We start from the raw sequence: 24,995 nt of genomic DNA, 5'->3' as shown, positions 1-24,995 counted from the left end.
TAAAGCTCTTCCGATGATCACGCTGCTTGTGTAGGTACCGCAATGGGTGTGGGAGTTTCGGAATGACAATGACGGGTACGCTGACACGGGCCGATCTAGCCGAATCGCTTCATCGCGAAATCGGACTTTCGAGATCGGATGCTTCAAAAGTCGTCGAACAGATCCTGACCGAGATGTGCGAAGCGCTGACCAGCGGGCAGAATGTCAAGATTTCGGGCTTCGGTACGTTCGTCCTGCGCGACAAGGGCGAGCGCATCGGTCGTAACCCCAAGACGGGCGTCGAGGTGCCGATCGCACCGCGCCGCGTGCTGACGTTCCGCGCAAGCCAGATGATGCGCGAACGCATCGTCGGCGCAGGCTGAGGCACGCGATGCCGGACAGTTCCGGCAAGGCCAGTACCGCATTCCGGACCATCGGCGAACTGTCGAACGATACCGGCTTGCCACAGCATATCCTGCGCTATTGGGAAACGCGTTTTCCCCAGCTCCGACCGCTCCAGCGTGCCGGGAATCGTCGCTATTACCGCGTCGAGGACGTCGCGCTGGTGCGCCGGATCGACCAGCTGCTCAATCGCGACGGCTATACCGTGCGCGGCGTACAGCAGCTGCTGGCCGCCGAAAAGGGTGCACCGCCCGCGGTCGCTCCCGAGATCGTTGCGCCCGCCGAGACGCCGATCACGTCACTGCGCGCGATCCGCGACATGCTCGCTGAGGCCCTGGCCGCGGATTGATCCGCATGCCTGCCGGTTCGTCATCCTCGCGCGGGCGGGGATGACGATCGATGGCGGTCCCTTACCGTTCGCGGGTCGCGGCGAAGCGGATCTTTGAATAGCGGTCGGCGATGTAATTCACCTCCCACGCGCTTTTGGCGAGGAACACCGGGTTCCCGTCGCGATCCTTCGCCATCGCGCCGCGGTTGATCTCGGCGAAGGTCTTGAGCTCCTGCGGGTCTTCCGCCGATATCCAGCGGGCGGTCTCGTACGGCGCAGGCTCGAGCCCGGCCGCGACCTTGTACTCTGCGTCGAGGCGCGAGAGCAGCACCTCGAGCTGGAGTTGCCCGACGACGCCGATGATCCAGTTCGAGCCGATGTCGGGGTAGAAGACCTGCGTCACCCCCTCCTCCGCCATGTCGTCGAGCGCTTTCCGCAACTGCTTGGTCTTGGTAAAATCCTTCAGCACGACACGGCGCAGGATTTCGGGCGCGAAGTTCGGCAGCCCGGTAAAGCGGATCGCGGCGCGTTCGCTTAGCGTATCGCCGACGCGCAGCGTGCCGTGGTTGGGGATGCCGATGATGTCGCCCGGAAACGCCTCGTCCGCCAGCTCGCGATTCTGCGCGAAGAACAGGATCGGCGAGTGAACCGCGATCGGCTTGCCGTGGCCCGTGGGCGTCAGCTTCATACCGCGCTTGAACACGCCCGAGCACAGCCGCATGAACGCGATCCGGTCGCGGTGGTTGGGATCCATGTTCGCCTGCACCTTGAACACGAAGCCGGTGACTTCGCTTTCGTCGGGGGAGATGGGGGCGGGCTCGGCAGGCTGCGCGCGCGGTGGCGGCGCATAGTCGGCGAGCGCGGCGATCAGTTCGGCGACACCGAAATCCTTGAGTGCCGAGCCGAAATAGACCGGCGTCAGATTGCCTGCGCGATAGGCGTCGGCGTCGAAACTCGAATAGCCGCCCTGCGCGAGTTCGGCTTCGTCGTTCAGGCGGATCATCGCTTCGGGGCTGAGGATCTTGGCCAACTCCGGGTCGTCGATGCCGGCGAACGGGATCGCCTTGCCCATGAATTCGCGGCTGTCGCCTTCGGGGCGGCTCAGCGTGTTGGCGTAGAGGTCGTACACGCCCTCGAACTCGCCGCCCATGCCGACCGGCCAGCTCATCGGGCAGACGTCGAGCTGAAGCATCTCGGCCACCTCGTCGAGCAACGAGAACGGGTCACGGCCCTCGCGATCGACCTTGTTGACGAAGGTGATGATCGGCACGTTGCGCAGGCGGCAGACCTCGAACAGCTTGCGCGTCTGCGGCTCGATGCCCTTGGCAGCGTCGATCACCATGACCGCCGAGTCGACCGCGGTCAGCGTGCGATACGTATCCTCGGAAAAGTCTTCATGGCCCGGCGTATCGAGCAGGTTGAAGGTGATTCCCTGGCGCTCGAACGTCATGACGGACGAGGTGACCGAGATGCCGCGCTGCTGCTCGATCTTCATCCAGTCGGAGCGCGCGCGCCGGTTCTGGCCGCGCGCCTTCACCTCGCCCGCAAGATGGATCGCGCCGCCGAAATAGAGCAGCTTTTCGGTCAGCGTGGTCTTGCCGGCATCGGGATGCGAGATGATCGCGAAGGTGCGGCGGGGAAATTGGGTCATGGCGTGGGTCCGGGGAGCCTGTCGCGGCTCGCAAAGAAGGTTGGGCCGGGAGTCCGGCGGTCATGCTGCCGCTCTTGGCAGATGCGGGGGCCGGAGGACAGGGGGGCAGTCGAGCGATAGCTGCTCCCCGCCCCTTCAGGGGAGGGGCTGGGGGTGGGGTGTCATCATAAGCGTGGTGCTTGCGGGGCCCCCCACCCCAACCCCTCCCCTGAAGGGGAGGGGCTTTTAGCGGAGCAGCGTTACGTGGAGCGCGATGCGCTTGGTGCCGCCTGCTGGGATCTCGAACACGCCGGGCTTGGCGCGGAAGTCGCCGTCATAGCCTTCGGGGTCGGCGATGCCGTGCCACGGCTCCACACAGACATAGGCGGCGCCGGGCTTGGTCCAGAGGCCGAGCATCGGCGTGTCGGGGAAGTCGATCCGCAGTTGCGGGCCGGTCTCGGCGCCATAGGTGACCGAATCGGACCGGACCGAATCCCAGACCAGCGCATCCTTTGCGAACAGCGCGTCCTGCAGGCGCAGCGTCCGTCCCTCCAGCGGGGAGGGCCGTTCGCCCTCCGCAATCGTGCCGTCGTTGGCAATCATACGCAGCGCATCGGGCTCGTCGGCCGAGAAGACGATGCGGTGGTCGGCCCGATCCTCCCCGTAAGGCAGCGGCCAGGCGAAGGCGGGGTGGAAACCGAAGCTCGCCGGAAGCGGCTGTGAGGCGGGGTTCGTGATCGCGACGTCGACGCTCAGCGTCGCGTCGACCAGCGCGAACGTCACCGTCAGCCGGAAATCGAACGGATAGACCGCGCGCGTCTCGGGCGTCGCCTCGAGCGTGAAGGCGACCGATCCGGGCTGCTGCTCGGACACCGCGAACACCATGCGCCGCGCGAAGCCGTGCTGCTTCATCGAATATTCGGCGCCGTCGACGCGGATCGTGTCGCGGTAGGGGCGACCGACGACCGGGAAGAGGATCGGTGCGTGGCCGGTCCAGAAGGCCGGGTCGGCGTCGGTCATCAGCTCGCGCCCGTCTGCATCCTTCAGCGACGTGAGCTCGGCGCCGAGCGGGTTGATCTGCACAGTGAGGTGGTCGTTGGCGATCGTGATCAGGTCGGTCATGTCGGTGCTCCGCTACGGTCGGCCATTCTGTACATTACCTTGCATGTCATCCCCGCGAAGGCGGGGATCCAGAATGGCAGCGCTTTCGATAGAATCGATTGGTCAGCCAGTATGGATCCCCGCCTTCGCGAGGATGACGAACAGGGTGTTGGGGCGCGTTACCCGCGCAGGCTCGCGCCCTGCTTCGCTGCCGCCGCGACGACCTTGTCCGCCACCGCCTTCAGCTCCTCGTCGGTGAAGCTCTTGGCGTTGGGTTGCAGGACGATCTCGACCGCGACCGACTTGTGGCCGTCCTCGACGCCCTGCCCGGTGAACACGTCGAACACGCGCGCCGAGACGATCGCTGCCTTGTCGGCGCCCTTGACCGCACGGACCAGCGCGTCGGTGGCGAGCGCCGTCGGCACGAGGAACGCGAAGTCGCGGCGGACCGCCTGCAACGCCGGCGGCGTGTAGGCCGGGCGCGCGAAGCCAGACGCGCGCTTGGGCGGGATCGCATCGAGATAAACCTCTACCGCGGCGACCATGCCGTCGAGGTCGAACGCCTTGAGCACCAGCGGATGCAGCATGCCGAAGCTTGCCAGCACCGTCTTCGGCCCGAGTCGGAGCGTGCCCGACTGACCCGGATGCCAGGCATCACCCGCCTCCCCCATCACCTGCAGATTATCGACCGGCGCGCCCGAGGCGGCGAGGAGCGCGATCGCTTCGGCCTTCGCGTCGTAGGCGTCGAAGCTCGCGGCCTTGCCGTCGCGCCAGCCGCGCGGGCGGCGGTCGCCCGCCAGCACCACGCCCAGTGTCGCGCGCTCGGCGTCGGCGAGGTAGCGGCGACCGATCTCGAACAGGCGGACGCTTTGCTGGCCGCGCTTGAGGTTGCGCCCCGTCGCGGCGAGCAGGCCGGGGAGCAGCGAGGGGCGCATGACCTTCAGGTCTTCGCTGATCGGGTTGGCGAGCGTCCAGGCGCCGCCGCCGAACGGTGCGGCCTCGGCCTCCGAGAGGAAGCTCCACGTCACCGCTTCGTCGAGCCCGCGGGCGGCGGCAGCGCGACGCGCGCGGCGTTCGAGCTTCTGCTCGGGCGTGGCGGTCGGCTTGGCGACGCCGGGCATGCGCGGCAGCGGCGTCGAGGGGATATTGTCGATGCCCTCGATCCGGACGACTTCCTCGACGAGGTCGGCGGGGCCGTCGACGTCGCGGCGCCAGCTCGGGACCGTGACCGGCCATTTGCCTTCGATCGTCGAAAACAGCGCGTCGCTGAACGCATCCGCGCTCTTGATCGCACCGATCGTGAAGCCGAGCGACAGCAGCGTGCGCGCCTGGCGTTCGGGCGCGACGTGCAGCCCGCCGAGATCCGCGCTGAGGCGCGGGTCGTAATGGATCACGCGGGGCTCCGACGGCACTTCGCCCGAGCGCGTGACCTCACTCGCGGTACCGCCGCAGACGTGGAGCACGAGCGCGGTGGCGATTGCGAGGCCGTCGTCGAGGAACGCCGGATCAACGCCGCGTTCGAAACGGCTGCGCGCGTCGGACGTGAGCGTGAGCTTCTGGCCGGTGCGCGCGATATGGTCGGGATCGAAATAGGCGCACTCGATCAGCACGTCGGTGGTGTCGGCCGAGACGCCCGAATGCTCGCCGCCCATGATGCCGCCGATGTCGTGCACGGCCACGTCGTCGGCGATGACGGTCATGGCTTCATCGAGCGTGTAGGTCTTGCCGTTGAGCGCGACGACCTGTTCGCCGTCCTTGGCTTTCCGCGCGACGAGGCCGCCCGACAGCTTGGCGCGGTCGTAGACGTGCAAGGGGCGGCCGAGGTCGATCATCAGGTAATTGGTGATGTCGACGAGTGCGGAGATCGGCTTCTGGCCGATCGCGAGTAGGCTGCGGCGCATCCAGTCGGGAGACTCGCCGTTGCGCACGCCGGTGACGGTCTGCGCGAAGAAGGCGGGGCAGCCTGCGGTGTCGTCGGTGCGGACCGATGGCCCTGCCCCGTCGGTGGCGATCGGATCGAAGATCAGCGGTGTGAGCGTGCCCATGCCGGCAGCGGCGAGGTCTCGCGCAATGCCGCGCACGCCCATGCAGTCCTGGCGGTTGGGGGTGATCGCGACGTCGATGACGGGATCGGTGAGCCCGGCATAATCGGGGTACGGCGTGCCGATCGGCGCGTCCGCGGGCAGCTCGATGATGCCGTCATGATCCTCGCCGAGCTCCAGCTCGCGCGTCGAGCACATCATGCCGTTCGATTCGACCCCGCGGATGCTCGCGAGCTTCAGCGTGACGTCGAGACCGGGGACGTAGGCGCCGGGCGCACCGAACACGCCGACCAGCCCGGCGCGCGCGTTGGGCGCGCCGCAGACGACCTGGAGCGGACCGTCACCGGCGTCGACCGACAGGATCTGGAGCTTGTCGGCCTGCGGATGGCGTTCGGCGCTGAGCACCTTGGCGATCTTGAACGCAGCGAGCTTCTCGCCGGGATTCTCGACGCCTTCGACTTCGAGGCCGATACGCGTCAGCGCGTCGACGATCTGGTCGAGCGTGGCGGTGGTGTCGAGGTGCTGCTTGAGCCAGCTGAGCGTGAACTTCATGCGCCGACTCCTGCCGACAAAGTGGGGACGTCGAGGCTCGAGAAACCATAATGTTTCAGCCAGCGGATATCGCCGTCGAAGAATGGGCGGAGGTCGTCCATGCCGTATTTGAGCATCGCGAGCCGGTCGATCCCGCAGCCGAACGCGAACCCCTGCCACTCGTCGGGATCGAGCCCGCAGGCCTTGATCACCTTGCGGTGGACCATGCCCGAGCCGAGGATTTCGAGCCAGCCGTCTGGCTCCGCGCCGCCGACGACGCGCTTGCCCTTCACGAGCGTGTAGCCGACGTCGATCTCGACCGAGGGTTCGGTGAACGGGAAATAGCTCGGGCGCATCCGCAGGACGATGTCGTCGCGCTCGAAGAACGCCTTCACGAACGTCTCGAGCGTCCACTTCAGATGGCCGAGCGTGATGCCCTTGTCGATCACGAGGCCCTCGACCTGGTGGAACATCGGCGTGTGCGTCGCGTCCGAATCCGAGCGGTAGGTGCGGCCCGGCGCGATGATGCGGATCGGCGGCTTCTGGCTCAGCATCGTGCGGATCTGGACGGGCGAGGTGTGCGTGCGGAGCAGCGAGAAGGTCGTCTTCTCGTCGGCGGTGCCCGCGGCCTTCGCGTCGATCCCCTGCTGGAGATAGAAGGTGTCGTGCATCGCGCGCGCGGGATGCGTCTCGGGGATGTTGAGCGCGGAGAAGTTGTGCCAGTCGGTCTCGATCTCGGGCCCGGTCGCGACCGCGAAGCCCAGGTCGGCGAAGATCTCGGCGAGTTCGTCCATGACCTGGCTGACCGGGTGGATCGTGCCGGGCATGGGCGCGTCGGCGGGCAGCGTCATGTCGAGCGTTTCGCTGGCGAGGCGCGCGTCGAGCGCGGCGCGTTCGAGCGTCGCTTTCCGTTCGGCGATGCCGTTCGCGACCGCCTCGCGCAGCCCCTGGATCAGCGGCCCCTGCACGAGGCGCTCGTCGGGGGTCATCTTGCCAAGCGTCTTCAGCAGCGCGGTGATCGTACCCTGCTTGCCGAGCGCCTCGACCCGGCACGCCTCCAGCGCGTCGAGGCCGGATGCCGCGGCGATCGCCGCCAACATGTGTTCGCGCATCTGGTTCAGGTCTTGCGTCACGTCATACTCCCAGAGCGGGTTCGGTCGGCAGATCGGGTAGGCGGGGCAGCCCCAGACCGATACCCAGATCGTCCCAATTTTCGTTGCGCGCTTCGATCAGCTCGATCTTCCACGCTCTTCGCCACTCCTTCAGCCGCTTCTCGCGAACGATCGCGGCCTCCATAGTGTCGAACATCTCGTAATAGGCGAGACGCCTGATGCCGTACCGGTGAGTGAAGCCGGGGATCAACCCCTCGCGGTGCTGAACCAGCCGCGCGAGCAGATTTGAGGTGACGCCGACGTAGAGCGTTCCGTGGCGGCGGGAGGCGAGGATGTAGACGCAGGGCTGGAAGGTTTCGCGCATTTCTTGCTCCCCCTTTGATCACCCTCCCCCGGATCTTTTATATCCGTCATCCCGGCGGACGCCGGGACCCATGGTTGCGGGCCGGGTGATGGTAGCACGCTTTCGCCGGGTCCGCCGTAACCATGGGTCCCGGCTTTCGCCGGGATGACGGGGGGGGGGGGTAAGGACCGCGGAGGTTGGACGTTCACTCCGCCCAAACGCAAAAAAAGGGCGCCGGTGGTTTCCCACCGGCGCCCTTTTCAAACCCAACCTCAGTCGCGGATTACGCGGCCTGGGGAAGTGCTGCCTTCGCCTGTGCGACGATCGCGCTGAAGGCTGCGCCCTCGTGCATCGCGATGTCGGCCAGGACCTTCCGGTCAAGTTCGATACCCGCCAGCTTCACGCCGTGCATGAACTGCGAATAGGTCAGACCCTCGGCGCGGACGCCGGCGTTGATGCGCTGGATCCACAGGCCACGGAAGGTGCGCTTCTTAACCTTGCGGTCACGATATGCGTACTGTCCGGCCTTTTCAACGGCCTGACGGGCGATGCGGATGGTGTTCTTGCGACGGCCATAATAGCCCTTCGCCTGAACCAAAATACGCTTGTGCTTGGCGCGGGTGGTAACACCCCGTTTTACGCGTGCCATTGTCTAATTCCTTCTCAGCTCAACGCAGGCCGTAAGGCGCCCAGGCCTTCACTGCTGCGGTATCGGCCTTGGACAGCAGCTTCGTGCCGCGGTTCTGACGGATGTACTTGCCGTTGTGATGCGCCAGACGGTGACGCTTGCCGGCGACGCCGTGCTTGAGCAGGCCGGTGGCGGTGAGCTTGAAGCGCTTCTTGACGCCGCTCTTGGTCTTCAGCTTGGGCATTTTTATCCTTTCGGTTACGAAGGGAAACGCTGAAATCGCCGCGGCAGCCCACACTGGCCGGGCGATTCGTCGAACGCGCATCCCTTCGAGGAAGCGGGGCCGATACCCGCATCGGTCCGGAATCTCAAGCCGCATTCCCGCATTAATGCGGCATCCGACCATAGTGGAACCGCTGCGCCCGCCATGCGATAGGCTTATCATGGACGCCAGCCCGACGCAGCCGATCGACGCCCCCCCGCCCGCCGCGGCGCAGAAGAGGCGCAAACGGCGGATCCTGCGCAACATTCTGATCGGGATCGTCGCGGTGATCGCCGCGATCTGGCTGGTACTCTACATCACCAAGGGTCGCTTCCTGAAGCATCCGTTCGAGCGGATCGTCGGGTCGATGACCCACCGCACGGTGACCGTCGGCGGCGATTTCCAGCTCTATTTCGCGCCGTTCCGAATCAAATTCTATGCCGAGCGCTTCACGCTCTCCAACCCCGACTGGGCGAGCCGGCCCAACCTGTTCCAGGCGGACAAGCTCGACACGCGGATAGCGCCGCTGTCGCTGATCTTCGGCAAGCGTCGACTCTACTGGCTCGATCTGGTCAATGGTACGGTCGATCTCGAATGGAATGCCGCGCATACCGCCAACAGCTGGACGTTCGGCGACAAGAAGGGCGGCGAGCCGCTCGAATTCCCGCGGATCGACGTGGCGACGGTGACGGGGACGAGCGTGCGCTATCTCGACCCGCGGATGCGCGTGCTCGCCAATCTCGACGTCGCCGACATCCGCTCCGTCGATGCGACGATCGGCCGCGCGGTCGGCCTCAAGGGCACCGGCCAGCTGCGCGAGACGCCGTTCACGGTGACCGCGCAGCTGCTGTCGCCCGACGCGACAGCCAACCGGGGACAGAACAAGCTGGTCGCGCGGATGCGCGCGGCGGGCAACGTGATCGACGTCGCCGGCACGCTGCCGAGCATCGCGGACGTCGAGAACGTGCCGCTCGCGGTGACCGCGCGCGGCGCCAATTTGTCGACCCTGCTCGGCGTGATCGACGTCGCGATACCGAACACACGCACCTATCGGCTACGCGGACAGCTCGTGAAACAGGGCGAGGAATATCATTTCACGCGGATCACCGGCGTGGCGGGGAAGACTGATCTGGCGGGCAAGCTGACGATTACCAATGGCGAACGCATCCACCTCGATTCGGTGCTCGCGACCAAGAGCCTTGATATCGTCGATGCCGCGCCGTTCATCGGCTACAATCCCGACATCGTCGAGAGCCGCGGCGCGGTGGCGGCCGCCGCCGCGACCGGCGCGGGCGCGCAACGCCTGATGCCCGATGGGAATTTCCCGGTCGAGACGATGCAGATCTTCGATGCCGACCTGAAATGGACGATCGGCGTGGTCCGGTCGAAGAACATCCCGATCTCGAACGTCGACCTGACGCTCGACCTCGAGCGCGGGCGGCTGGCGCTGTCGCCGCTGACGTTTGCGATGGCGCGCGGCAATGTCGCCTCCGACGCGGTCTTCGACACGCGGTCGCGGCCGAGCGCGGTGTCCTACGACATTCGCCTCGCACCGACGCCGATGGGACGGTTGCTCAAGGGCTACGGGCTTGCCGAGGCGGGGACGACCGGGACGATCAAGGGGCGGATCAAGCTCGACGGGCGCGGCGATTCGATCCATGATTCGCTGGCGTCGTCACGCGGCCGGATCGCGTTTGTGATGCCGTCGGGCGCACTGTCGGTGCGCAACGTCCAGCTCGCCGAGCTCGACATCGGCACGTTCGCGCAGCGCATGTTCCAGGGCAAGCTCGACGAGCCGGTCCAGGTCAATTGCGGCCTGATCGGCTTCACCGTGCGCGGCGGTGTGGCGGCAGCGGACCCGATCCTGATCGACACGAGAAAGAACGTGATCGTCGGGCGCGGCGGGTTCAGCTTCCGCAACGAGGCGGTCGACCTCGCCTTCCGCGCCGATTCGAAGAAGTTCAGCCTGTTTGCGGGCCAGTCGCCGGTCGGGTTCGGCGGGGTGTTCGCGGCACCGAAGATGAGCGTGGTGTCGAAGGACCTGCTCGCCCGCGTCGGCACCGGGCTGGGCCTCGCGCTGGTGGCGACGCCGGTCGCGGGTGTGCTTGCGTTCGTGGATGTCGGCGATGCGAAGGCCACCGCGTGCGGCCCGGTGCTGGCCGGCGCGACCGCCAAGGCGCAGCGGACGACCAAGGGCGAGACGCGCGACGATGTCGGCCGCGGGACGACCGCCAAGGGCGAGGACGGCAAGGCGTCCGAGGCGGAGAAGAAGGGGCAGAAGAAGAAGTTTCTGGGGATCTTCTAAGGCGGCGGCGGCGCTGCAGTTTTTTTTGCGCCTACCAAGCCCATCCCGTCACCCCGGCGAAAGCCGGGGCCCATGGTTTCGGCCAGCGCGGTTAGCGACCGTTCCGTGTCCATGGGTCCCGGCTTTCGCCGGGATGACGGATATCAGATTGGGTGCGAGGCATGACGCCCGTCGGCCACCAAGACGGTATCAATGGTCGTGATCGCCGTGGTTATGCGAACCGCCATCGTCATGCGCATCACCCGCGATCCGGTGCATCGCCTCGAGCACGTCGTCCAGCCGCGCCGGATCGCCGATCGCGAGCACATGGCCTTCGCTCGCCGCAGTCAGCGGGTCGCCGTTCCAGTCGCACATCATCCCGCCGGCGCCTTCGACGACCGGGACCAGTGCGGCGAAGTCGTAGAGCTGGAGACCCGATTCGCAGACGACGTCGAGATGCCCGCTCGCGAGCAGCCCGTAATTATAGCAGTCGCCGCCATAGACCGGCCCCTGGCGCGGGTTGCCACCCGAAATCGCCGCGACGAGCGCGAGGTAATGCGGGACGTCAGCCTCACCGAACAGATGCGGGCTGGTCGTCGCGATCGTCGATCCCGCCAGCTCGCGGCAGACCCGGGTGCGCACCGGCACGCCGTTCAGAGTCGTCGGACGCCCCGCGACGCCGACCCAGCGTTCGCGCTGGACCGGCTGGTCGATGATCCCGAGCACCGGCCAGCCATCCTCGACCAGCGCGATCAGCGTGCCGAAGATCGCGCGGCCGACGGTGAAGCTGCGCGTGCCGTCGATCGGGTCGAGCACCCATTTGCGGTTGGTGACGCCGGTCTTCTCGCCAAACTCCTCGCCGACGATACCGTCGCCCGAGCGTTCGGCGTCGAGCAGCCGCCGCATCGCCGATTCGGCCTCGCGGTCGGCGCGGGTGACGGGGGACTGGTCGTCCTTGATCTCGACGCCATGCTCGTGGCGGAAATAGGGTCGGATGACGTGGCCCGCGGCATCCGCGAGGCGGTGCGCGAGGTCGATATCGGCTTGGGTCACTGGCATGTGCCCTGCCTATCGAGCCTGTACGGCGCGGGCAATGGACGGATGCCGCGAGCGGGCGTACGTCATTGCGATCATACCGGAGTATAGCCCCATGCGCCTCGTCCCGACCCTTGCCGCCCTCCTCCTCGCCACCCCCGCAGTCGCGGCGCTCGCGCCCGGCGCCAAGGCGCCCGACTTCACCACGCGCGGCGCGATCGCCGGCAAGGTGTTCACGGTCCACCTCGCCGAACAGCTGAAGAAGGGCCCCGTCGTGCTCTACTTCTTCCCCGCGGCCTATACCGGTGGCTGCAATGCCGAGGCGCATGCTTTTGCCGAGGCGGTCCCCGCGTTCAAGAAGGCCGGCGCGACGGTGATCGGCATGTCGGCGGACAACGTCGAGACGCTGAGCAAATTCTCGGCAGAGAAATGCGCGGGCAAGTTCGCGGTCGCCAGTGCAGGGCCGAAGGTCGTCGCGGGCTATGACGTCGCGCTCGGCAAGCAAGTGATGGGACGCGACGTCACGAAGCGCACCAGTTACGTGATCGGCCGCGACGGCCGGGTCGCCTTTGTTCACGACGACATGAACCCGGCCGAGCATGTCAGTTCGACGCTGGCCGCAGTCGAGACCCTTAACCGCCGATAGATCCGCAAATCGTCACGCGTTGCTAACCTTTATCGTTCTATTCCGGGGGCGAAACGGGGGCAAATGACATGCGGGACGCGCAGGGCGCACAACAGGTGAGCACGGAGGACCTGTTCGACCAGATCGGCCGATTCCTCCGTAAGCACCGGTTGCGTCCGGATCCGTCGCATTATGCGTTCGCGCATGCGGTGCTGTCGGCGCCGGACGGCCCGCTCGCGGCGCAGGTTGCGCAATTGACCGAGGGCGGCGTCCGGCTGCTGCGCAGGGATATCGAGGCGCTTGGCGGACAGGTCACCGAGCCCTCTGCGGTGGTCGATCACGACGGCCCGTGCGATCCCGCGCAACGCGAAGGGCAGGCGGACCGGCTGGTCGCCGAGACGCAGGAGTATGTCGACGGGTTCGCGACGATCATGCACAGCATCCACGCCGAGACCCGCGGCTTCGGCCATGACCTGGCGGAAAGCGCGGCAGCGATCACGACCTCGCCGGGACTAGCCGAGATCGACGAGATCACGCGGATCACCACCGCGATGATCGGCCGGATCCGTGAGTCGGAGGTGCGGCTGGCCAAGGCGAAGCACGAGACCGACGTCCTGCGTGCCAAGCTGATCGAGGCGCGCGACAGCGCACGGCGCGACACGCTGACCGGCCTGCCCAACCGGCGCGCGTTCGACGAGGCGTTCGGCGCACGCGACGCGGACAAGGGCCCCTATTGCCTGGCGGTATGCGACGTCGACCGGTTCAAGCGCGTCAACGACGCGTTTGGCCACGGCGTCGGCGACCGGGTGCTGACCGCGATCGGCCAGATGATCGCGGCGGGGTGCGAGGGGCATCTCGTCGTGCGGCACGGCGGCGAGGAGTTTGCAGTGCTGTTGTGCGGCGTCAGCCTGAGCGACGCCGCGCGCCTGCTCGATTCGGTCCGCGCGATCGTCGCCGCCAAACGCTTCCGCAACCGCGAGACCGATTCGCCGCTTGGCCAGATCACCTTTTCGGCAGGCGTCACTGCGATCCATGCGGACGAAGCCGCCGAGAGCGCGTTCGCCCGTGCCGACCGGCTCCTCTACACCGCCAAGGGCGACGGGCGCGACCGGATCTGCGCCGCCTGATCCGCACGGCGGTCCGCGGCACCGATCCTTGGCACCGTTCACCGGATTTGTGTGGCGCAAAATCCCAACTGCTGCGTGCCTGCAGCGAAAAACCGCGCTAATTCAGCCGGATACGGAACTGGCACGGGGTGTGCAAAGCAGGGGATATCGGCAGCCGGATGGTCCGGACGCCGCCATCACCGAAGGGAAGCCACCATGTCCTCGATCCATTTCGAATCCGCCAAGCGCATCCTCCTCTCGTTCGCCGGGGCGCTGGTCTTCGCCGGCATCGCGATCAGCGCAGCGACGCCGATCATCCCGATCGCGTGATCTGGCCTGACTGCGGAGACTGCATCATGCTTCGTCATCTCCATCGCGCCCAATCGCGGCCCGATCGGGCGCGGGACCCCGGCCTGCTCGTCTGCATCGTCGCCTTCTCGACCACCGTCCTGCTGATCGCGACCCACGCCGCAGCGTTCGCCTGACCGGCAGCGTGGCGGATCCCTGCCCGCCAGGCGCGGATCGCGGTCAGGCCGGCATGGCCGATGAAGCAGGGCCGACGGGCGCGGCCTCCTCGCGCGAATAGGTCCCGATCAGCAACCCCGCCGCGAGCACATGTCCCGACATCGCCTCGACCAGCGCGGTGCGGCCCGGTGACACGCTTGGATCGCCCAGCGCCGCATCGAGCGCGAAAAGCTGGAAAGCATAACGATGTTCGCCATGCCCGGTCGGCGGATCGGGCGGCAGCCAGCCTTCGCGCAGATATGAATTGCGCCCGACATCGCCGTCGGGCGTCCCTGCGCCGTCGGCCGCGATCGCACCTTCGGCCAGTCGCAGCCGATCGGCAGCGATATGCCAGACGATCGCGTGAACCAGCGGTTGCGGCGTCGGCGCATCCGCATCCTCGACGATCAGCGCGAGCGCGGCGGTGCCCGCAGGTGGCACGCTCCAGACCAGCGGCGGCGACACCCCGTCACCATCGGCGGTGAACCGCGGCGGCAACCGCCCCTCATGCGCAAAGGCGGGGCTGGTCAGGTCGAGCGTCGCGAACCCCGTGCCGGCCTGCGCGCCCGACCCGAGACCGGACCGGGCGATCACCAACGCGTCGGCACCAGCGCGCAATCCTTTAAGTGCGTGGCCGAGCCAGGCAGGCATGTGTTCAAGCATCGTTACCCTCCGAAGGACAGGCGCCAGGGCGCAGGACCGGTGCGCCATCGGCATACCAGCGGCTCTGATCGCGCATCGTGCCGGCATCGTGATAACAGGCCTGCGCTGTCCCACCCGCCGGATCGATCGCGACCATCCAGTTGTGATCGCCGCAGTTATGTGCCTCGCACCCCCAGGAGGCGATGCGCCGGCCCCGTTGGAAGATCGGCGTCTGCGGCCCCGAACGCCCGCGGATCAGCGATCGCAACCGGGCATCGTCGACCACCGCGAGCAACCCGCCCGCAACCTCGGTCCGATCGAAGAAATCGACGCCATCGAGCGCATCATGCGGATATTTGCCGACATAGGCGGTGAGCGGCGTGGTCTGCGCCTGCCCCGCCACGGGGGTCGGCGTCCGCGTGGCAGGCGGCGTGAAATTCGTAACCGCAGCGGTCTGCTGGGAATCGTCGCCCGCACTGCAGCCTGACACGGCCATGGCAAGCATTGCCATCCCCGCACGCAGCGACAGGGTAATCGGCGCAGCCCCGGATCCGATATGCATCGCAGCCCCCTCATGCTCTTTTCATCCCAACGCGCCGACCGGGCCGAGGTTGCCCGCGATGCCCGCACTGCCGGGGCGACCTGGCGATCCGAATCTACGGGTATGCGCGCGCGCAAGCGTGTATCGTCGCCGTCCCGGGGCGCTCCGCCCCGCCGGAAGGGCAGCATCATGGCCAAGAGCCAGAAGAAATCGAACAAGGAAGTCCGCAAGCCCAAGGCCGAGAAGGAGCCCAAGGCGAACGCGTCGAACCCGACGACCAAGGGCAAGCCCGTCGAGATGACGACGCTCAAGTGATCCGGCACGAAACAGGACGATGACGATGGCGGACGACGATTACGTCTATGACGAGGCCAGCGGCGAATGGGTCGCCGCCGACGCCGCATCCACGACCCGCGCGGCGGACGACGACGCGGTCGTGGTCCGCGACTCGGTCGGCAACGTGCTGGCGGACGGCGACCAGGTGACGCTGATCAAGGACCTGACCGTCAAGGGCGCGGGCCAGACGCTCAAGCGCGGCACGCTGATCAAGGCGATCCGCCTGACCGGTGACGCGCAGGAGATCGATTGCCGCTACGAGGGGATCAAGGGTCTGGTCCTGCGCGCGGAATTCGTGCGCAAGCGGTAACGGACGTACCCCCCGAACTCCTCCCCCTGGCGGGGAAGGAGTTCGAGGTGTGGCGGATCAGACGTCCGCGGGGAGGTAGATCTCGCTGCCCTTCTCGCGGAACCTCTCGCTCATTTCCGCCATGCCCTTTTCCGCGTCGGCATGCGCACCCTTGGCGAAGATCGCGCGGTTGGCGTCGGTATGATCGATATCGGCCGCTAGGAACGTGTCGGCGGGGCCGTTCTGTTTGGCGGCGAAGTCACGCACCTCCTGCGTAATCTTCATCGAGCAGAATTTGGGACCGCACATCGAGCAGAAATGCGCGGTCTTGGCGCCTTCTGCGGGGAGCGTCTGGTCGTGATATTGCTCGGCCGTATCGGGGTCGAGGCTCAGGTTGAACTGATCGCGCCAGCGGAATTCGAAGCGCGCGCGGCTCAACGCATCGTCGCGCATCTGCGCGGCGGGATGCCCCTTCGCCAGATCGGCGGCATGCGCGGCGAGCTTGTAGGTGACGACGCCGACCTTCACGTCGTCGCGGTCGGGAAGGCCGAGATGCTCCTTGGGCGTGACGTAGCAAAGCATCGCGGTGCCGTACCAGCCGATCTGCGCCGCGCCGATGCCGCTGGTGATATGGTCATAACCCGGCGCGATGTCGGTGGTGAGCGGCCCCAAGGTATAGAAGGGCGCCTCGCCGCAGACCTCGAGCTGCTTTTCCATGTTTTCCTTGATCTTGTGCATCGGCACATGGCCGGGGCCCTCGATCATCACCTGGACGTCGCTCTTCCATGCGCGGTGGGTGAGTTCGCCGAGCGTGTAGAGCTCGCTGAACTGCGCCTCGTCGTTCGCGTCGGCGATGCTGCCGGGGCGCAGCCCGTCGCCGAGCGAATAGGCGATGTCATACGCCTTCATGATCTCGGTGATCTCGTCGAAGCGCTCGTAGAGGAAGCTCTCCTTGTGATGGCTGAGGCACCATTTCGCCATGATCGAGCCGCCGCGCGAGACGATGCCGGTGACCCGCTTGGCGGTCATCGGGATATAGGCGAGGCGCACGCCAGCGTGGATCGTGAAGTAATCGACGCCCTGCTCCGCCTGTTCGATCAGCGTGTCGCGGAAGATCTCCCACGTCAGCTCCTCGGCGACGCCGCCGACCTTCTCGAGCGCCTGGTAGATCGGCACGGTGCCGATCGGCACGGGGCTGTTGCGCAGGATCCATTCACGCGTGTCGTGGATGTTGCGGCCGGTGCTCAGGTCCATCACCGTGTCGGCGCCCCAGCGGATCGACCAGACGAGCTTGTCGACCTCGGCGGCGACGTTCGACGCGACCGCGGAGTTGCCGATATTGGCGTTGATCTTGACCAGGAAGTTGCGGCCGATCGCCATCGGCTCGGATTCGGGGTGATTGACGTTGTTGGGGATGATCGCGCGGCCGCGCGCGACCTCGTCGCGGACGAATTCGGGGGTGACGAAGTCGGGGATCGACGCACCGAAGCTCTCGCCGTCGCGCTTATACTCTTTCAGCATCGCGCGGCCGAGATTCTCGCGGGTCGCGACATATTCCATCTCGGGCGTGATGATGCCACGGCGTGCGTAATGCATCTGGCTGACATTGGCGCCAGCCCTGGCGCGCAACGGGCGCTTGATGCTGCCGGGAAATTGCGGGACGCCGCCCGAGCGGTCGGGGCCGAGCTGGCCATTATCCTCGGGCCGGACCGCGCGCGCGTCGTAACTCTCGACGTCGCCGCGCGCCTCGATCCACTGGCGGCGGAGTTGCAGCAGGCCGGCGTTGATGTCGATCGTCGCCCTGGGGTCGGTGTACGGACCGCTGGTGTCGTAGACGCGCAAGGGCGGCTCGGAGCAGCTGGGGTCGAGCACGATCTCGCGCATCGCGACGCGGACGTCGGGGCTGGAGGGCACCGCGACATGGATCTTCCGCGAGCCGCGGATCGGGCCGGTGGTGACGCCGATGTCGGCGGTCGGGATGCGGGGATCGTAATCGGCCATGCGCTTGCTCCTAAAGGTCTCGGAGCAAGGCATGCGGTTCTGTGGCGACCGCTCCCTCCCTCCGCCGGTATCAACCGGATCAGGTTCAGCGGGTCGAAGGCTCCTGCCTTCCTCTCAAGCGCGGATCGGCGCTCCCCCGGGGTAGGGCGAGCATAGGCGCAACGGACGGGGGCGCAAACGGAAAAACCCCGCACGGCCGGGCCGCACGGGGTTTCGGATCGATCGGCGGGTTGCGATCAGAAGGTGTAGGTCAGGCCCACCGCGCCGAGCCACTGGTCGGCATCGCCGACGTCCGCGACGATCGGGCTGTCCTTGTACTTGCCGAGCATGCGGCCGTAGAGCACCCCTGCGCCGACGCCGAAGCCGCGGCGCAGATCGCCCGACAGGCTCTGCAAAGCAAACGCGGAGACGTTGACCCGGCGGAAGCCGCTGTCGTTGATGTCATAGGTGCGCAGACCGCTGTTGATCGTGCCGATCGGCGTGACCGCGGCATAGGTCCGGCCAAAGCCCTTGCCTGCATAATCCGCCGACAGGCCGAAGGCGACCAGGGTGCGGACCGACAGCGGCGTGGTGTAGTTGACCTGCGGGGTGATGACATAGCTGTCGTGCGTGCCCGACACGTCGTGGATATAGGCGACACGCGCGGTCAGCGTGTCGTAATCGCTGGTGATGACGCCGGTCTTGCCGATGCCGACGAAGCCGCCGACTTCATAGGCCGTGTCGATCTTGCCGAGCGCGCGGACCTGCCGGTTGTCGACCCGGCCCGTGCGATCGGTGCGGACGGCGGCGATAACGCCGACTTCGTAGTTGATCCCGACCGACCCGGTATTGGGGATCAGGTTCACGTAGAGCTGCGTACCGCGCGTGAAGAAGTCATGCCCGCGGATCGTGCCGATCGCGACCGCGCCGGGGGTGAAGCTGTTGCTGTCCGCACCCTCGTAATCGGGAAGCGACGCGACGCCGAGCCCCAGCGTGATGCGGTTGTTGTCGGCGGGATCGGTGATTGGCGGGGTCGGATTGGGATCCGTCTGCGCAAGTGCCGGCGTGGCGAGGGCGACGGCCGCGGTTGCGGCAGTCAGAACGAGTGAGAATGCGCGCAAGGACGGGCTCCGGACAAAAAGGTTCCACCGCGCAACGCGGGGCAACCCCATTCGGTCCGTTGCAATCCGTCAGAAGATGTAACGCATCCTGACCTGTTGCATTTCAGCATCACCGGCGAGCATGAACCGTGCCGCGGAAAAGCGCGGCGGTCCGAAGCGTACCGCCGCGTTGTTCGAGAAGCCATAGCCCTCGCGCGGGATGCCCGCGATCGTGTCGAGCTTGGAGTTGCTGTTCTCGTCATGGATGATCGCCAGCGCATAGCCACGCTGCGGCAGGCCCGGAAAGCTCGTCGTCCGGACCGCGGCGGGCAGGGTCCGGGTCAGCGCCTTGGCATCGTCGACACAGGCGGGAAAATTGTCGGGGTCGGCGGTCAGACAGATACGGATCAAGCCCTTGGCCGAGCGAAGATTGTCGACCTCGACGTCAAGCCGCGTGACCGGGCTCGCCGCCGCCAGAACGGCCCAGACCGCCGCCGCGGCCAGCACGCGCGGCAGCCTTGGCATGCGATCTGCGGACATTGCCGAGCTCCCGGTCGGTGCCGCAGAGCCGATCCCAGAACCGGAAAGTGAGCTCATAATTGCACCTGTATCGTTCATGATGTGTGGCTGATGGTGGCTGGCCGTGATCAGCCATGTCCCCAATGCTCCCCTCCACATGAACCGGGGAAAAACCTCCCAGCCCATCGGATTGGCCCCCTCCATAACGGTCATGACCGTCAGAGCCAAACCGAGCGCACCGCCACGGTCGGAATCGCGACGACCCGTAGCGGAATTATCACAGCAACGGGACCGGATCGAACGCCGTTGCCATTCAGACCATCGGTCGACCACGCCCGGCCGGTGCTCCACCTGTTTGCACTGACTCTAGTCTATCGCCCCCGCAAAATGATCGATACCGGCGGCATCCGGGTACGCGGCTGCAAAGCGCGACGGCCTGTGCGCCTGCAAACTTGACGCCGCCCTGATCTATGTCCGAACACCGGATCCTCATCATAACTTTATCGATTTTGCAGAATTCATGCGCCAACAACTCGGTTGTTGAAGTCTCATTGACGCCTTGCAATGTGAAATTTCACTCAGGTCAACGAATTTCAGATCCGGATAGCAGAACATTGCTCCATTACGACGATAACGCCTGTTTGAAAGTCTGACGCCATGTCGGAGACAGGCCATCTCGATACTATAAATTTAGGAGATGAGGATATGGCAACCATCAACATCATGATTGCTGTGGATGTGGAAACAGCTCAGTCGACGGCCAGTGGCCAGACCATCACCCAGGGTCTGTATATGATCGACACGACGGGCTATGAAGGCACGTCCGAGGGTGGCAACGAGTTGACGACGCCGTGCAATGCCGGTGACGTCTTGGTGTGGACCGTCTATCCCATCAATCCCGCCGATAATATCGCAATCACCGGGTTTACCGGTCAATGCACGCAGAACCCGCCGAATAGTGTATTCCAGAATCTTGAAAAACAGACGACGCCCGCGGGCGTCATCTATTGGACCTGTGTGATCAACAACGGCACAGGACAGGGGTCCTACCAGTACAGCGTCGTCTTCTCGATGTCGGGCAAGACCTACAGCTATGACCCGTTCATCAAGGTCCCGGCGAACTGATCGCCAGCGCGTAAACATGGGCATGAGCGCTCCCGGCTGATCCGGAAAAGAGCGCGCACCGCACATGGTGCCGGGCAGCAGCGACGACTTGCGGCTGCCCGGTACCGTAAAAACCCGCGCAGTTCCTCGGCCAGCATCGCTCGACCTGTCCGCCGAGCGTCCGGAACCGAGGTCAGGCGCGCCGGTCGAGGATTAGGATCGGCGCGTCACGATAACGACCCTCGATGCGCAGGCGGTAGCCGAGGCGCTCGGCGAGGCGGAGCGAGGGCGCGTTGCCGGGGTCGATGATGCAGGTCGTGGCGGCGATGCGCGGGTCGGCCCAGGCCAGGACCGCCGCCATAGCCTCCGACGCATAGCCCTGGCCCTGCGCGTCGCCGGTCAGCGTCCAGCCCATTTCGGGGCCGATCGCACCGGGACCGTCGATCGGCGGCAGGATCGCGCGCCGCGCATCGATCAACCCCATCTCGCCGATCAGCCGGCCGGTCGCGGTCTCGCGCACGATCCAGCTGCCATAGCCGAACGCGGTCCACTGCCCGATCGAGCGGAGCAACCGGATCCACACCTCCTCGCGACTGCGCGGCGAGCCGCCGATCATCGCATAGACGCGGGCATCGGCCCACATCGCGGCGCAGTCGTCGAGATCGGCAGGGACATGGCCGGTCAGCGTCAGGCGCGCCGTGGCCAGCGTCGGCGCCTGGGGGTGGCGGGGGCCGGCGTGCGGTGCTGGCGAAGCGTCGGTCGGGTGTGAGGGGGGCATGGCGGCTCCGGATCTGGCATGGACATAGTGGCGGAGATGGCGGCGGCGCGCCATGCCCGACCTGGCGCTCCCCGTCCCTTCGCGTCCGCCGCGCGGTGGCAGCGGAAGGCGGTAACCCGAGGGGGATCGCCTCGGTGGCGGAAGAGGCAGCGGGGCCGGCAATGCAGGTTGTCTTCGCGTGCGATTGGGCGGGAAAGGCTGTTTTCGCAGGCGCCGGTTTGCGCTAGTCGGAGCCATGGCATCGACGATCTCCTGCGACGTCGCGATCGTTGGCGCGGGCCTGGCCGGCGGGATGATCGCGCTGGCGCTCAAAGCGAAGCATCCGGCGCTCGACGTGCGGCTGGTCGATGCCGCCCCGACGGTCGGTGGCAATCACCTCTGGTCGTTCTTCGACAGCGACGTGGCGGCGGCGGACCGCTGGATCGTCGCGCCGCTCGTGGTGCATGGCTGGCAGGGCTATGACGTGCGCTTTCCAGGGCATGCGCGGACCATCGACGCGCGTTACAATTCGATCGAGAGCGTCCAGCTCGACCGCGAAGTACGCCGCGTCCTGCCGCCGCACGCGCTGATGCTCGACTGCAAAGTCAGCGGCGCGAGCGCGACCGCGGTGGTGCTGAGCGACGGCGACCGGATCGAAGCGACCGGGGTGATCGACGCGCGCGGGCCGGGCGACCTTACGCTGCTCGATCTGGCGTGGCAGAAATTCCTCGGACGCGAACTGCTGCTCGACGCGATGCACAAGGCGCCGCGGCCGATGGTGATGGATGCGGGCGTCGAACAGCTCGACGGCTATCGTTTCGTCTATTGCCTGCCGTTCAAGGCGCGGCGGATGTTCGTCGAAGACACCTATTACAGCGACACGCCCGATCTCGATCTGCCCGTGCTGCGCGACCGGATCGACGCCTATGTCGCCGAGCGCGGCTGGTCAGTGAAGCGGATCGAACGCGAGGAATCGGGCGTCCTGCCGGTCGCGATGGGCGGCGATTTCGAGGCCTATTGGCGCTCGACCGGCGCGCGCGTCGCCAAGGCGGGGATGCGCGCGGGGATGTTCCACCCGACCACCGGCTATTCGCTGCCCGATGCGGTGCGGACCGCGTCGATGATCGCGGCGCTGGGGGATTTCTCGGGCGCACGGCTGCACGACGCGACCTATGCGATGGCGCAGGCGACGTGGAAAAGCCGCGGTTTCTACCGGATGCTCGACACGATGCTGTTCCGCGCGGCGGAGCCTGAGGAACGCTACCGGATCCTCGAGCGCTTCTATCGCCTCTCCCCTTCGCTGATAGGCCGTTTCTATGCCGGACGTTCGACCATGACCGACAAGGCGCGGATCCTGACCGGCAAGCCCCCCGTCCCCATCGTGCGCGCCGTCCGCGCCATCGCAGGCAGTATGAGATCATGAAGACAGCTATCGTCATCGGCGCAGGGTTTGGCGGGCTGGCGCTCGCGATCCGGCTGCAATCCGCAGGCGTCCAGACGACCATCGTCGAGAGCCGCGACAAGCCGGGCGGGCGTGGCTATTACTGGGAGCGCGACGGCTTCACCTTCGATGCCGGCCCGACCGTGATCACCGATCCCGACTGCCTGCGCGAATTATGGGCGCTGAGCGGGCACGACATGAGCGCGGACGTGACGCTCGACCCGGTGCTGCCCTTCTACCGGCTGAACTGGGCGGACGGGACGAATTTCGATTATACCAATGACGATACGCAGATGCGGGCGGAGATCGAGAAGCTGCATCCGGGCGACTGGGCGGGCTATGAGAAGTTCCTCGCCTATTCGGCGGGCGTGTTTCACGAAGGCTATGAGAAGCTCGGCCATGTCGCGTTTCTCGACTTCGGGTCGATGATCAAGGCGGCGCCGGCCCTCGCGAAATATCAGGCCTGGCGCTCGGTCTATTCGATCGTGTCGAGCTTCGTGAAGTCCGAGAAGCTGCGCGAGGCGCTCTCGTTCCACACGCTCCTCGTCGGCGGCAATCCGATGACGACCAGCGCGATCTATGCGCTGATCCACAAGCTGGAGCGCGACGGCGGCGTCTGGTTCGCGCGTGGCGGTACCAACCGGCTGGTCGCGGCGCTGGTGACCCAGTTCGAGCGGCTGGGCGGCGTGCTGCGGCTCGACGACCCGGTGACCTCGATCGAGACGCTGGGTGACCGCGCGACCGGGGTCACGACGGCGAGCGGCTGGTCGGGCCAGGCGGATGCGGTGGCGGCGAACAGCGACATCATGCACACCTATCGCGACCTGCTGGCGACGTCGCGCAGCGGACAGCGGACCAAGGCGTCGCTCGAGCGCAAGAAGTACAGCCCGTCGCTGTTCGTCGTGCATTTCGGGATCAAGGGCACGTGGCCCGGCATTCCGCACCACATGATCCTGTTCGGGCCGCGCTATAAGGGGCTGCTGTCGGACATTTACGATCACGGCGTGCTGGCGGAAGATTTCTCGCTTTATCTCCATCATCCGACTGTCACCGACCCCAGCCTGGCGCCGGAAGGGCATTCGACCTTCTACGCGCTCGCGCCGGTGCCGCATCTCGGCAAATTCCCGGTCGACTGGGACGAGATCGGCCCGATCCTGGAGAAGCGGATCCTCGACGAGATCGGCCGGCGGCTGATCCCGGACATCCACGACCGGATCGTGACCAAGTTCAGCTATGCGCCGAAGGATTTCGCGCAGGATCTGAACGCGCATCTGGGCTCGGCCTTCTCGCTCGAGCCGGTGCTGACGCAGAGCGCCTATTTCCGCGTGCACAACCGCGACGATCATATCCCGAACCTGTACTTCGTCGGCGCGGGGACTCACCCGGGGGCGGGGATTCCGGGCGTCGTCGGGAGTGCTAAGGCGACGGCGCGGTTGATGCTTGAGGGCGAGCAGTAAGGGTTTGTTCGCGCGGAGACGCGAAGGCGCGGAGGTGATGCGCGTGTCGCGAAGCGACCGTGTCTCCAACGGATGGCGGAGCGGGCATGATGACAGCGCAAGCGCTGTCCGGACTGCAACACCTCCGCGTTCTCCGCGTCTCCGCACGACCCATTCTTTTCTTGCGGCACCACGCGCGCTTCCCCTAGCGAGGCACGATGAAAAGACTTGCTGTGTATTGCGGGTCGGCGACGCCGGCTGATCCCCTGTATATCGAAGGCGCGCGCGCGCTGGGACGGACCTTTGCTGAGCGCGGAATCGGCCTCGTCTATGGCGGTGGCCGCACCGGCCTGATGGGCGCGATCGCCGACGGTGCGCTCGAGGGTGGCGGCGAGGTGATCGGCGTGATCCCGCAGGCGCTGGTCGATGCCGAAGTCGCGCACCGGGGGCTGACCGAGCTCCACGTCGTGCAGGGGATGCACCAGCGCAAGCAGATGTTCACCGACCTGTCGGACGGGTTCGTGACGATTCCCGGTGGTACGGGCACGATGGACGAGCTGTGGGAGGCGCTGAGCTGGGCGCAGCTCGGCTATCATGCGGATCCGGTCGGGCTGCTCAACACCGCGGGCTATTACGACCATCTGATCGCGTTCTGGGACAAGATGGGCGAGGTCGGCTTCCTGCGACCGCAGCACCGCGACCTGCTGATCGTCGCGGATACGCTCGACCTGCTGCTCGACCGGATGGCGGAGCATGTGCCGACACAGCCGATCGTCCGGATGAACGCGTCGGATCTGTGACCGTCTTCGCGCCGCATACTATCCTGCACCACCCCGGCGAAGGCCGGGGCCCAGTCGGGGGACGGAGATTGGCTCGCGCTACGCGTCATTACACTTGCTTTCCCACCTGGGCCCCGGCCTTCGCCAGGGTGGTAGTAA

Annotated in this window: 26 protein-coding genes, 1 pseudogene and 1 riboswitch; of the genes and pseudogenes, 12 read left to right on the top strand and 15 right to left on the bottom strand. The window is 66.4% G+C overall.

Translation table 11 applies throughout. The annotated features are described in order from the left end of the window. Positions 1-62: 62 nt before the first annotated feature. Together FHY04_RS07840 and FHY04_RS07835 are read left to right on the top strand one after the other, a co-directional pair. Complete coding sequence (locus FHY04_RS07840; RefSeq protein WP_031395326.1) at positions 63-362, top strand: integration host factor subunit alpha; 300 nt, start codon at positions 63-65, stop codon at positions 360-362. 8 nt (positions 363-370) lie between these two features. Then, on the top strand, positions 371-730 hold the full coding sequence (locus tag FHY04_RS07835; protein WP_107930923.1) for a MerR family transcriptional regulator: 360 nt from the start codon (positions 371-373) through the stop codon (positions 728-730). Between the two features lie 61 nt (positions 731-791). Here FHY04_RS07835 and FHY04_RS07830 read toward each other — a convergent pair whose 3' ends face one another. The 7 genes from FHY04_RS07830 to rpmI all read right to left on the bottom strand — a co-directional run bounded on the left by FHY04_RS07830 (position 792) and on the right by rpmI (position 8,340). After that, entirely contained in the window at positions 792-2,360 is a 1,569-nt protein-coding gene (locus FHY04_RS07830; protein WP_031395328.1) for a peptide chain release factor 3, read from the bottom strand. Between the two features lie 225 nt (positions 2,361-2,585). After that, positions 2,586-3,461, bottom strand: coding sequence for an aldose 1-epimerase family protein (locus FHY04_RS07825; protein WP_183936032.1), 876 nt, complete (start codon positions 3,459-3,461; stop codon positions 2,586-2,588). A gap of 158 nt (positions 3,462-3,619) precedes the next feature. Further along, a complete protein-coding gene (gene pheT / locus FHY04_RS07820; protein WP_183936031.1) occupies positions 3,620-6,034 on the bottom strand; it encodes a phenylalanine--tRNA ligase subunit beta in 2,415 nt (804 codons plus the stop codon). Next, positions 6,031-7,125, bottom strand: coding sequence for a phenylalanine--tRNA ligase subunit alpha (gene pheS, locus FHY04_RS07815; protein WP_183936181.1), 1,095 nt, complete (start codon positions 7,123-7,125; stop codon positions 6,031-6,033). Before pheS ends, pheT begins: the two co-directional genes overlap by 4 nt. A 22-nt stretch (positions 7,126-7,147) precedes the next feature. Then, complete coding sequence (locus FHY04_RS07810) at positions 7,148-7,489, bottom strand: GIY-YIG nuclease family protein (protein WP_031395287.1); 342 nt, start codon at positions 7,487-7,489, stop codon at positions 7,148-7,150. A gap of 262 nt (positions 7,490-7,751) precedes the next feature. Beyond that, entirely contained in the window at positions 7,752-8,117 is a 366-nt protein-coding gene (gene rplT / locus FHY04_RS07805) for a 50S ribosomal protein L20 (protein ID WP_031395288.1), read from the bottom strand. A gap of 19 nt (positions 8,118-8,136) precedes the next feature. Beyond that, positions 8,137-8,340 (bottom strand): 50S ribosomal protein L35, encoded by a 204-nt coding sequence (gene rpmI / locus FHY04_RS07800; RefSeq protein ID WP_031395289.1) that lies wholly within the window; start codon positions 8,338-8,340, stop codon positions 8,137-8,139. A 199-nt stretch (positions 8,341-8,539) separates the two neighbouring features. Between rpmI and FHY04_RS07795 the strand changes: the two genes are divergently transcribed. After that, positions 8,540-10,663: an AsmA family protein gene (locus tag FHY04_RS07795; protein WP_183936030.1), complete on the top strand. Its 2,124-nt coding sequence runs from the start codon at positions 8,540-8,542 to the stop codon at positions 10,661-10,663. 189 nt (positions 10,664-10,852) lie between these two features. On the opposite strand, the gene FHY04_RS07790 is transcribed toward FHY04_RS07795, so the two are convergent. Continuing rightward, positions 10,853-11,701, bottom strand: coding sequence for an inositol monophosphatase family protein (locus tag FHY04_RS07790; RefSeq protein WP_183936029.1), 849 nt, complete (start codon positions 11,699-11,701; stop codon positions 10,853-10,855). 91 nt (positions 11,702-11,792) lie between these two features. On the opposite strand from FHY04_RS07790, the gene FHY04_RS07785 reads away from it, so the two are divergent. The 3 genes from FHY04_RS07785 to FHY04_RS22510 all read left to right on the top strand — a co-directional run bounded on the left by FHY04_RS07785 (position 11,793) and on the right by FHY04_RS22510 (position 13,893). Next, positions 11,793-12,323 (top strand): peroxiredoxin, encoded by a 531-nt coding sequence (locus FHY04_RS07785; RefSeq protein WP_031395292.1) that lies wholly within the window; start codon positions 11,793-11,795, stop codon positions 12,321-12,323. Between the two features lie 95 nt (positions 12,324-12,418). Further along, positions 12,419-13,429, top strand: a complete 1,011-nt coding sequence (locus FHY04_RS07780) for a GGDEF domain-containing protein (RefSeq protein ID WP_311724103.1) — start codon at positions 12,419-12,421, stop codon at positions 13,427-13,429. A 335-nt stretch (positions 13,430-13,764) separates the two neighbouring features. Beyond that, complete coding sequence (locus tag FHY04_RS22510; RefSeq protein WP_260171388.1) at positions 13,765-13,893, top strand: hypothetical protein; 129 nt, start codon at positions 13,765-13,767, stop codon at positions 13,891-13,893. 43 nt (positions 13,894-13,936) lie between these two features. Here FHY04_RS22510 and FHY04_RS07775 read toward each other — a convergent pair whose 3' ends face one another. Together FHY04_RS07775 and FHY04_RS07770 are read right to left on the bottom strand one after the other, a co-directional pair. Beyond that, the gene (locus FHY04_RS07775) at positions 13,937-14,575 is read right to left on the bottom strand and encodes a YbhB/YbcL family Raf kinase inhibitor-like protein (RefSeq protein ID WP_183936028.1); all 639 of its coding nucleotides are present in this window, start codon (positions 14,573-14,575) and stop codon (positions 13,937-13,939) included. After that, positions 14,568-15,116, bottom strand: a complete 549-nt coding sequence (locus FHY04_RS07770; protein WP_183936027.1) for a hypothetical protein — start codon at positions 15,114-15,116, stop codon at positions 14,568-14,570. Before FHY04_RS07770 ends, FHY04_RS07775 begins: the two co-directional genes overlap by 8 nt. Before the next feature lie 168 nt (positions 15,117-15,284). Between FHY04_RS07770 and FHY04_RS22505 the strand changes: the two genes are divergently transcribed. Together FHY04_RS22505 and FHY04_RS07765 are read left to right on the top strand one after the other, a co-directional pair. Further along, entirely contained in the window at positions 15,285-15,410 is a 126-nt protein-coding gene (locus FHY04_RS22505) for a hypothetical protein (protein ID WP_260171387.1), read from the top strand. A 25-nt stretch (positions 15,411-15,435) separates the two neighbouring features. Beyond that, a complete protein-coding gene (locus tag FHY04_RS07765) occupies positions 15,436-15,741 on the top strand; it encodes an alkylphosphonate utilization protein (protein ID WP_031394037.1) in 306 nt (101 codons plus the stop codon). A 57-nt stretch (positions 15,742-15,798) separates the two neighbouring features. Here FHY04_RS07765 and thiC read toward each other — a convergent pair whose 3' ends face one another. From thiC to FHY04_RS22500, 4 genes and pseudogenes are all read right to left on the bottom strand, one after another. Continuing rightward, positions 15,799-17,721: a phosphomethylpyrimidine synthase ThiC gene (gene thiC, locus FHY04_RS07760; RefSeq protein WP_183936026.1), complete on the bottom strand. Its 1,923-nt coding sequence runs from the start codon at positions 17,719-17,721 to the stop codon at positions 15,799-15,801. Between the two features lie 39 nt (positions 17,722-17,760). Then, a riboswitch (TPP riboswitch) is annotated at positions 17,761-17,870 on the bottom strand. Positions 17,871-17,957: 87 nt separating this feature from the next. Continuing rightward, positions 17,958-18,821 (bottom strand): MipA/OmpV family protein, encoded by an 864-nt coding sequence (locus FHY04_RS07755; protein ID WP_236701581.1) that lies wholly within the window; start codon positions 18,819-18,821, stop codon positions 17,958-17,960. Positions 18,822-18,890: 69 nt separating this feature from the next. Continuing rightward, a complete protein-coding gene (locus tag FHY04_RS07750; protein WP_260171386.1) occupies positions 18,891-19,340 on the bottom strand; it encodes a DUF2141 domain-containing protein in 450 nt (149 codons plus the stop codon). Further along, positions 19,246-19,603: pseudogene (locus FHY04_RS22500) on the bottom strand (sterol desaturase family protein); the annotation flags it as partial. The pseudogene FHY04_RS22500 and the gene FHY04_RS07750, both read right to left, overlap by 95 nt. A 421-nt stretch (positions 19,604-20,024) precedes the next feature. Here FHY04_RS22500 and FHY04_RS07745 point away from each other — a divergent pair. After that, complete coding sequence (locus tag FHY04_RS07745) at positions 20,025-20,444, top strand: hypothetical protein (RefSeq protein ID WP_183936025.1); 420 nt, start codon at positions 20,025-20,027, stop codon at positions 20,442-20,444. A 172-nt stretch (positions 20,445-20,616) separates the two neighbouring features. Here the strand turns inward: FHY04_RS07745 and FHY04_RS07740 are convergent, their stop codons facing one another. Then, positions 20,617-21,201, bottom strand: a complete 585-nt coding sequence (locus tag FHY04_RS07740) for a GNAT family N-acetyltransferase (RefSeq protein WP_183936024.1) — start codon at positions 21,199-21,201, stop codon at positions 20,617-20,619. A 235-nt stretch (positions 21,202-21,436) separates the two neighbouring features. On the opposite strand from FHY04_RS07740, the gene crtY reads away from it, so the two are divergent. The 3 genes from crtY to FHY04_RS07725 all read left to right on the top strand — a co-directional run bounded on the left by crtY (position 21,437) and on the right by FHY04_RS07725 (position 24,857). After that, the gene (gene crtY / locus FHY04_RS07735; protein ID WP_183936023.1) at positions 21,437-22,603 is read left to right on the top strand and encodes a lycopene beta-cyclase CrtY; all 1,167 of its coding nucleotides are present in this window, start codon (positions 21,437-21,439) and stop codon (positions 22,601-22,603) included. Further along, the gene (locus FHY04_RS07730; protein WP_031394044.1) at positions 22,600-24,078 is read left to right on the top strand and encodes a phytoene desaturase; all 1,479 of its coding nucleotides are present in this window, start codon (positions 22,600-22,602) and stop codon (positions 24,076-24,078) included. Before crtY ends, FHY04_RS07730 begins: the two co-directional genes overlap by 4 nt. A 197-nt stretch (positions 24,079-24,275) precedes the next feature. Beyond that, positions 24,276-24,857: a TIGR00730 family Rossman fold protein gene (locus FHY04_RS07725; protein ID WP_031394045.1), complete on the top strand. Its 582-nt coding sequence runs from the start codon at positions 24,276-24,278 to the stop codon at positions 24,855-24,857. Positions 24,858-24,995 lie beyond the last annotated feature (138 nt).

It is taken from the genome of Sphingomonas sp. BK481, from assembly GCF_014194875.1.
Taxonomy (GTDB): domain Bacteria; phylum Pseudomonadota; class Alphaproteobacteria; order Sphingomonadales; family Sphingomonadaceae; genus Sphingomonas; species Sphingomonas aerolata.
This window is presented reverse-complemented; position numbering and strand designations above follow the sequence as displayed.

Bases quoted from the DNA above. Each gene is read 5' to 3' on its own strand.
- FHY04_RS07840 (WP_031395326.1), top strand. From the start codon at position 63: ATGACAATGACGGGTACGCTGACACGGGCCGATCTAGCCGAATCGCTT.
- FHY04_RS07835 (WP_107930923.1), top strand. From the start codon at position 371: ATGCCGGACAGTTCCGGCAAGGCCAGTACCGCATTCCGGACCATCGGC.
- FHY04_RS07830 (WP_031395328.1), bottom strand. From the start codon at position 2,360: ATGACCCAATTTCCCCGCCGCACCTTCGCGATCATCTCGCATCCCGAT.
- FHY04_RS07825 (WP_183936032.1), bottom strand. From the start codon at position 3,461: ATGACCGACCTGATCACGATCGCCAACGACCACCTCACTGTGCAGATC.
- pheT (WP_183936031.1), bottom strand. From the start codon at position 6,034: ATGAAGTTCACGCTCAGCTGGCTCAAGCAGCACCTCGACACCACCGCC.
- pheS (WP_183936181.1), bottom strand. From the start codon at position 7,125: ATGCGCGAACACATGTTGGCGGCGATCGCCGCGGCATCCGGCCTCGAC.
- FHY04_RS07810 (WP_031395287.1), bottom strand. From the start codon at position 7,489: ATGCGCGAAACCTTCCAGCCCTGCGTCTACATCCTCGCCTCCCGCCGC.
- rplT (WP_031395288.1), bottom strand. From the start codon at position 8,117: ATGGCACGCGTAAAACGGGGTGTTACCACCCGCGCCAAGCACAAGCGT.
- rpmI (WP_031395289.1), bottom strand. From the start codon at position 8,340: ATGCCCAAGCTGAAGACCAAGAGCGGCGTCAAGAAGCGCTTCAAGCTC.
- FHY04_RS07795 (WP_183936030.1), top strand. From the start codon at position 8,540: ATGGACGCCAGCCCGACGCAGCCGATCGACGCCCCCCCGCCCGCCGCG.
- FHY04_RS07790 (WP_183936029.1), bottom strand. From the start codon at position 11,701: ATGCCAGTGACCCAAGCCGATATCGACCTCGCGCACCGCCTCGCGGAT.
- FHY04_RS07785 (WP_031395292.1), top strand. From the start codon at position 11,793: ATGCGCCTCGTCCCGACCCTTGCCGCCCTCCTCCTCGCCACCCCCGCA.
- FHY04_RS22510 (WP_260171388.1), top strand. From the start codon at position 13,765: ATGCTTCGTCATCTCCATCGCGCCCAATCGCGGCCCGATCGGGCGCGG.
- FHY04_RS07775 (WP_183936028.1), bottom strand. From the start codon at position 14,575: ATGCTTGAACACATGCCTGCCTGGCTCGGCCACGCACTTAAAGGATTG.
- FHY04_RS07770 (WP_183936027.1), bottom strand. From the start codon at position 15,116: ATGCATATCGGATCCGGGGCTGCGCCGATTACCCTGTCGCTGCGTGCG.
- FHY04_RS22505 (WP_260171387.1), top strand. From the start codon at position 15,285: ATGGCCAAGAGCCAGAAGAAATCGAACAAGGAAGTCCGCAAGCCCAAG.
- FHY04_RS07765 (WP_031394037.1), top strand. From the start codon at position 15,436: ATGGCGGACGACGATTACGTCTATGACGAGGCCAGCGGCGAATGGGTC.
- thiC (WP_183936026.1), bottom strand. From the start codon at position 17,721: ATGGCCGATTACGATCCCCGCATCCCGACCGCCGACATCGGCGTCACC.
- FHY04_RS07750 (WP_260171386.1), bottom strand. From the start codon at position 19,340: ATGTCCGCAGATCGCATGCCAAGGCTGCCGCGCGTGCTGGCCGCGGCG.
- FHY04_RS07745 (WP_183936025.1), top strand. From the start codon at position 20,025: ATGGCAACCATCAACATCATGATTGCTGTGGATGTGGAAACAGCTCAG.
- FHY04_RS07740 (WP_183936024.1), bottom strand. From the start codon at position 21,201: ATGCCCCCCTCACACCCGACCGACGCTTCGCCAGCACCGCACGCCGGC.
- crtY (WP_183936023.1), top strand. From the start codon at position 21,437: ATGGCATCGACGATCTCCTGCGACGTCGCGATCGTTGGCGCGGGCCTG.
- FHY04_RS07730 (WP_031394044.1), top strand. From the start codon at position 22,600: ATGAAGACAGCTATCGTCATCGGCGCAGGGTTTGGCGGGCTGGCGCTC.
- FHY04_RS07725 (WP_031394045.1), top strand. From the start codon at position 24,276: ATGAAAAGACTTGCTGTGTATTGCGGGTCGGCGACGCCGGCTGATCCC.